Origin of the sequence: Bacteroides sp. (assembly GCF_029057325.1) — a bacterium.
Lineage (GTDB): Bacteria > Bacteroidota > Bacteroidia > Bacteroidales > Bacteroidaceae > Bacteroides.
On the sequence record NZ_JAICZW010000057.1, the window covers coordinates 1 to 3986 of the forward strand.

Sequence of the window (3986 nt, forward strand, 5' to 3'; positions counted from 1 at the left end):
GTATGCGGTAGATTCCCTGACCCACTCCATCCCCTACCTCATCCCCGCAGCCGCCAATCTGCTGGACACCATCGGAAGCAACTTTCTGGATTCGCTGGTTTGCAAAGGGCTGAACCCGAATAAAATCATTGTGACCTCCGTACTCCGCACCAAAGATGACGTGAAACGCCTGCGCCGCAAAAACGGAAACGCCTCCTTGAACTCCGCCCATTTCTATGGAACAACGTTCGACGTCAGCTGGAAGCGCTTCCGGAAGGTAGAAGACAAAGACGGACGCCCCTTGCAAGATGTCAGCGCAGACACATTGAAACTGGTGCTGTCAGAAGTGCTGCGCGATTTGAAAAAAGCGGATAAGTGCTACATCAAATACGAATTGAAGCAAGGATGCTTCCATATCACAGCGAGAAAAAACAGGTGACGGGAGGTGATACAGGCGGTAAGTGATAGGCGACAAACACTCATCGCCTATATCACCTGCCACTAAATTAATCAAATTGCTCCGCAAGCATCCTCCACGCCAACGGCAGGCACGACACGATATCTCCTGCCATCAAGGCAATGGGGCCTTGTTTCTTGCAAGCGATGTCACCCGCCAGACCGTGCACATACGTAGCCAGGCAGGCGGCCGTTTCCGCCTCATATCCTTGCGCCAACAAAGCAAGCACCACACCGGTCAAGACATCGCCGCTTCCTCCCGTCGCCATGCCCGGATTACCAGTTACGTTAAAGTAGCACTTGCCCGAAGGGGTGATGATAGCCGAGTAGGCACCTTTCAAGATGATATGCACTTCGGCAGTCTTTGCCAGCTCGCGTGCCTTCATCAGACGTTCGTAAGAATTGGTACACTTCCCCACCAGCCGTTCCAGCTCTTTGGGATGCGGAGTGAGAATGCTTCCTTTGGGCAAACGACCAAGGTAACTGCGCTTTCCGCCCAATATATTCAGCGCATCGGCATCCAATACCATCGGAGTCTGGCAAGCGTCTATCAAGTCAAGCAGCGCCGCTTCCGTCTCTTCCGCCTGTCCCAATCCGGGACCTACTCCCACCGCCTGAAAATCGTCCGTATCAACGAATGAGGCAAAACTGGTTTCGCTGATATCCAACTCCGTCATCGCCTCGGGAACAGATGTTTGTACAATAGCGTTGTTACAGAAAGGCACATGCACCGTCAGCAATCCTACGCCCGAACGCAGACAAGCACGGGCCGCCAGCACCGAAGCGCCGGCCATTCCTTGCGAACCGGCTATCAGCAACGCACGTCCGAAGTCGCCCTTATGCGCAAACCGACCGCGAGGTTTCAGCAAGCCGGGCATCGCCTCATTCTCCAGCATGTAGAAATCGGTCTCCATTTCCTCTATGCCCTCTTCGCTCAATCCGATGTCCAGCAAGTCCCATTCGCCCACATACGGTTCGTTTTCGGCGAAAAGAAACGCCAGCTTCGGCAGTTGCAGACTCAGGGTGAGGTCGGCCCGCACGATGTTTGCCGAAACATTATAGGCATTGTCTTCGCCCATCAGCCCGGAAGGGATGTCGATGGCCACCACCTTTGCCGGCGAAGCGTTGATATACTTCACCACAGCGGCAAATCCGCCGGCAAGGGGCTTGTTGAGTCCGCTGCCGAAGAGGCCGTCCACCACCACATGGTCTTCCGTCAATGTGGGAGGAATGAACTGCGTGGTGACTTCGTGGAAGTCCACACCTGCAACATCGGCCAGCCATTCCTTGTTCGCCTCGCAATCCGGTGAAAGCGAACCTTTCGTGTTGAACAGATAAACTTCCAACCGATATCCTTTCTCTGCCAGCAGACGAGCCACCGCCAGCGCATCGCCTCCGTTGTTTCCCGGCCCGGCAAACACGGTGAAAGGTGTCTCCACCCCCCAACGTTCGGCAATCGCTTCCGTTAGCGCCAATGCGGCACGCTCCATCAGGTCAAGGGAGCTAATCGGTTCATTCTCTATGGTATAAGCATCCAATTGCTTGATATTCGTTGTAGGAAATATCTTCATAATCGTTCGTATTCTTTTTTTTGACTGAGCAAAGGTAAAAGGAATTGTTAGAAAAAACAAACGTACCGATAGTACTCGTACGATTTTGCCTTCATTTGCACCGTTTTTAGAGGAACGCTCTTTAGCTCTCAACAGAGGGAGGCTCCTTCTTTAACTTCTCCAACCCCGTCAGGCACTTGTGTTCCACGCCTACTGAATGTAAACTATTTTTTCATTCCATTTTCACAAGCCGGAACGTCCCGGTGAAAAAACGTCCTTCCCCCTTTTCTCCTCCGTTCTTCCTATCCGCTTCCTGCCTGCCCCCTACCAGGACCTATTCGGCTTCGGACGTTCTTCGGACAAACTCCACTCCCTAGGACCGAAGAATGTCCGAAGAACGTCCGAAGAAACACCGAAGAAACTACGGAGCAGAAAAGGACCGGATAAGACGCAAACCGGAAAGACAGCGAGTGACAGAATTTCCGGTAGGAAGTTATTCTATGTAAACAATTATGATTATCGGCTCCTTTCAGAGGAGTGAATCAATCAGAATTGCCAACCTCCCCCTAACGCCTTATACACGTGTACCATCGCTATCAGCTCGTCGCGGACGGCATTGCTCAACCCAATCTGCGCATCGAAGTAGCCGCGCTGTGCATCAAGCACATCCAGGTAGTTGATGACCCCGTTGATGTATTGCAACTGTGCCAGCTCCACATACCCTTTGGCGGAACGTTCGAGTTTGGCACGCAGCTGATAGACCTCTTTTATCTTATTAAAATCGACAATGGCATTTTTCGCCTCCTTGAAGGCATTCAGCACCGTCTTTTCGTAGTTGTGCACTTCGGCTTCAAAAGCGGCTTTCTGCGCCTTCAGCGCGGCGCGGTTCTTTCCCCATCCGAAAAGAGGAGCCAGCACAGCACCGTTCAGCAAAGAATAGGGAGAGGCCAGAAAATGGGAAAGCGCATCACTCTCCAAACCGAATTGTCCGGTCAGGGCAAGGCGGGGGAACATGTTGGTATATGCCACCTTCACCCGGGCGTGTTCAGCCCTCAACTGATGCTCTGCCGCACGGATATCCGGACGGCGCTCCAGCAAACCGGAGGGCAGACCGACGGGAAGCGATTCCGGAATGTCCTGCCTTTGCAGAAAACGGATGCGCCGAATAGATGTGGGGAATTCTCCCACCAGAAAGGCGATATCGTTCTCCTTCAGCGAGATGCGGCGTTCCAGGTCGGGAACAAGCGTGGCGGTGCGTGCCAGCTCCACTTGCGCCTGTTGGTAGGAGGTTTCCGAAGTCAGTCCGCCTTCAAAACGGATGCGTGCCAGGCGCACGCCCTCTTCACGTGCCTTCTGAGTCTGACGCACAATCTCCAGTTCCGTATCAAGGGCCACAAGTTCATAATAGGCCTGCGCCACTTCGGCAACGATGGTGGTGCGCAACGCACGTTGCGCCTCTACGCTTTGTAGGTATTCTGCCACAGCAGCAGCCTTCTTCCAACGCAGGTTTCCCCAAAGGTCTAGTTCCCACGAGAACAGCGCCTTTGCCTCGTATGCATTGCCCACGTCACGGTTATGCCCGCCGTAATTGTCCATCTCTCGCTCCGCCTCCACCTTGCCCGTCAGTTGCGGCAATAGGTTGGAGACGCTGATGCGCTTCTGTGCAGCCATCTCTTTGACACGGGCAGCCGCCATCAGCATGTCCTTGTTATACTCCAAAGCACGGTCTATCAAACTACGCAACGTGCTGTCGGTATAAACCAACTGCCATTGTTCATCGGCAATGCTCACACTGTCCTGCTGCTGCGCCAGGCTGTCGGGAAGCTGCATCTCCGGACGTACATAACTTTCGCCCACCTTGCAAGAGGAAAGGGCAAATAAACTCAGAAACAAGCAAATATATATATTCTTCATTTTCATAACATTATATTTCTATTTTAAGGAGTTATCTCTTAATTTTCCCCCTCACTTTCGCCTTCGCCTTATAGATCAGCACAAAGA

The 3986-nt window shown here is 52.8% G+C and carries 3 protein-coding genes; 1 reads left to right on the plus strand and 2 read right to left on the minus strand.

Features of this window, described 5'->3' with window-relative positions:
* On the plus strand, positions 1-418 hold a 418-nt coding region (locus K2G43_RS03985; protein ID WP_300153033.1), incomplete at its 5' end, for a DUF5715 family protein.
* A gap of 67 nt (positions 419-485) precedes the next feature.
* Here K2G43_RS03985 and K2G43_RS03990 read toward each other — a convergent pair.
* Positions 486-2006, minus strand: coding sequence for an NAD(P)H-hydrate dehydratase (locus tag K2G43_RS03990; RefSeq protein ID WP_297644005.1), 1521 nt, complete (start codon positions 2004-2006; stop codon positions 486-488).
* Between the two features lie 525 nt (positions 2007-2531).
* Positions 2532-3905, minus strand: coding sequence for an efflux transporter outer membrane subunit (locus K2G43_RS03995; RefSeq protein ID WP_300153036.1), 1374 nt, complete (start codon positions 3903-3905; stop codon positions 2532-2534).
* Between the last annotated feature and the right edge of the window lie 81 nt (positions 3906-3986).